The organism is Vallitalea maricola (genome assembly GCF_036985595.1).
GTDB lineage: Bacteria > Bacillota > Clostridia > Lachnospirales > Vallitaleaceae > Vallitalea > Vallitalea maricola.
The window spans coordinates 1-1823 of record NZ_BTPU01000109.1; the positions used below are offsets into that span (position 1 = coordinate 1).

A 1823-nucleotide genomic window follows, 5' to 3' on the forward strand; every position below is an offset into this window, starting at 1 on the left:
CTCTCCTCGTATAATAAGTTTGTAGCCCAGTAAATTAGGTTACAGACTTATTCTTTTTTGTTATAGATGCGGGAGCATTCTTTTACATCTCTGAAGTTCTTTTCACTCATGCTGCTCATCCCTTTCACATCTATAATATTAATAGTTTTACTTTTTGCCAGGTATCCCAAATGCTATAATGATTATCATAAGAATCGTAGTTGTGGTCGCTGCCTCATCTCTCCTGCAAAGCATATTGCTATTGCCGAAAAAGCTTGCAGCCCGGACGATACACCTAGACTTATTACACAAATGCTGCATCCCAGTGTTAGCCTCCAGCAGGGTATTTTCACTGGTTAAATGCTGATAACGCGAGGTTTAGGCCGGTGTATTGGTTTGGGATAAACCTGGTTACTTTTCTTCATTCTTAACAGAAAGGTGGTGATGATCCATGAAGAAAATCGATTACCTGTCAACGCTTTTTGTGGGAATTGATATTGGTTCCCGAACTAACGTTGTTTCTGCTATTGACTTCCATCAAGAATATTTTATTAAAATGAAGTCTATTCCTAATGCTCAAGGTGGTGCTGAATTATTGGAGGATATGATTGCTGATGTCTTAAATCGTCATCGGGATTTTCACTATGTCATCATCGGTTTAGAATCCACTGGATTCTATGGTGTACATATCGCAAATTATCTATCCTCTTGCAACAAACTTGCACCTTTTTCTACCCATGTTTATTGTTTGAATCCTAAAGAAGTGGCTAATTACAAAGCCTCTTTTAATTCTTTGGATAAAAACGATGGGATTGACTCTTTTGTCATTGCTGACTTTGCCCGAGTTGGGCGTATTAACATCCAACCTTGGCGTGGTTCACAGTATCTGGCTCTGCAACGCTTAACACGTCACAGACTACACATCACTGAATGTATTGCCAGAGAAAAAACCTATTTGCTGAATAATATCTTCCTGAAATTCAGCGAATTCGCCATGCTTAAAAATGAAGAGCATCCTTTTTCTAATAAATATGGTGCTACCGCCGAAGCCTTGCTCACTGAATTTATGACCAATGAGGATTTAGTAAATTCTTCTACCGAAGAACTCATTGAATTCATTAGTCGTAAGAGCCGTAACAGAATATCTAATCCTGCTGAAACGGCTTCTCTAATACAAGCTGCGGCTAGGAACTCTTATATACTCGACAAATGTTTATACGAACCACTTACCGTTTCTATCAGCAGTTCATTTAATTGTATTTCGGCTTTTAAGAAAGAATTAAAAGCCATTGATGTTGCAATTCTTAGAACTGTAAAAGGCTTAAACCCTACTGAATACCTCATACTAAATTCTATCCCTGGTATAGGTAAAGTTTATTCGGCTGCCATTTTAGCTGAAATTGGAAGTATTAAATGCTTCCGAAACAACAATTCCTTGGCTAAATACTGTGGTATTGTCTGGAAAGAAAATCAATCTGGTAACTTCAAGGCTGACAATACGCCCATGAGCAAAGCTGGAAACCGTTATCTGCGTTATTACATTATAGAAGCCACTAACAGTGTTATCAGAAACTGTCCCGAATACAAGGCCTTCTATGACAAGAAATATGCTGAAGTTACCACTCATCAGCACAAACGAGCACTCGCGTTGACCTCCCGTAAATTTTTACGTATGCTTTTTGGACTGCTGGACAAAAGCCAACTCTACTCTCTGGACAAGAGTAGGTAATTCATAAATAAATACCAACTTACGTTTTTTCTTTTGAAAGACCGTAGGTCTATTAAAGTTACCCATTTTTTTCGGAATCATATGAATTTACTTCTTGACATATTACCAAATTGCT

At 38.0% G+C, this 1823-nt stretch carries 2 protein-coding genes; one reads left to right on the forward strand and one right to left on the reverse strand.

The genetic code is table 11. The features are described 5' to 3' along the window. Positions 1-147: 147 nt before the first annotated feature. Positions 148-300 carry a hypothetical protein gene (locus AACQ14_RS22995; protein ID WP_339365891.1) on the reverse strand — a complete coding sequence of 51 codons (153 nt, stop codon included), beginning with the start codon at positions 298-300 and terminating at the stop codon, positions 148-150. A 130-nt stretch (positions 301-430) separates the two neighbouring features. Between AACQ14_RS22995 and AACQ14_RS23000 the strand changes: the two genes are divergently transcribed. After that, entirely contained in the window at positions 431-1708 is a 1278-nt protein-coding gene (locus tag AACQ14_RS23000; RefSeq protein ID WP_339365892.1) for an IS110 family RNA-guided transposase, read from the forward strand. Positions 1709-1823: the final 115 nt, after the last annotated feature.

What these genes read in the sequence shown, in the direction of transcription:
- AACQ14_RS22995 (WP_339365891.1), bottom strand. Translation starts at nt 300, where the DNA reads ATGCAGCATTTGTGTAATAAGTCTAGGTGTATCGTCCGGGCTGCAAGC.
- AACQ14_RS23000 (WP_339365892.1), top strand. Translation starts at nt 431, where the DNA reads ATGAAGAAAATCGATTACCTGTCAACGCTTTTTGTGGGAATTGATATT.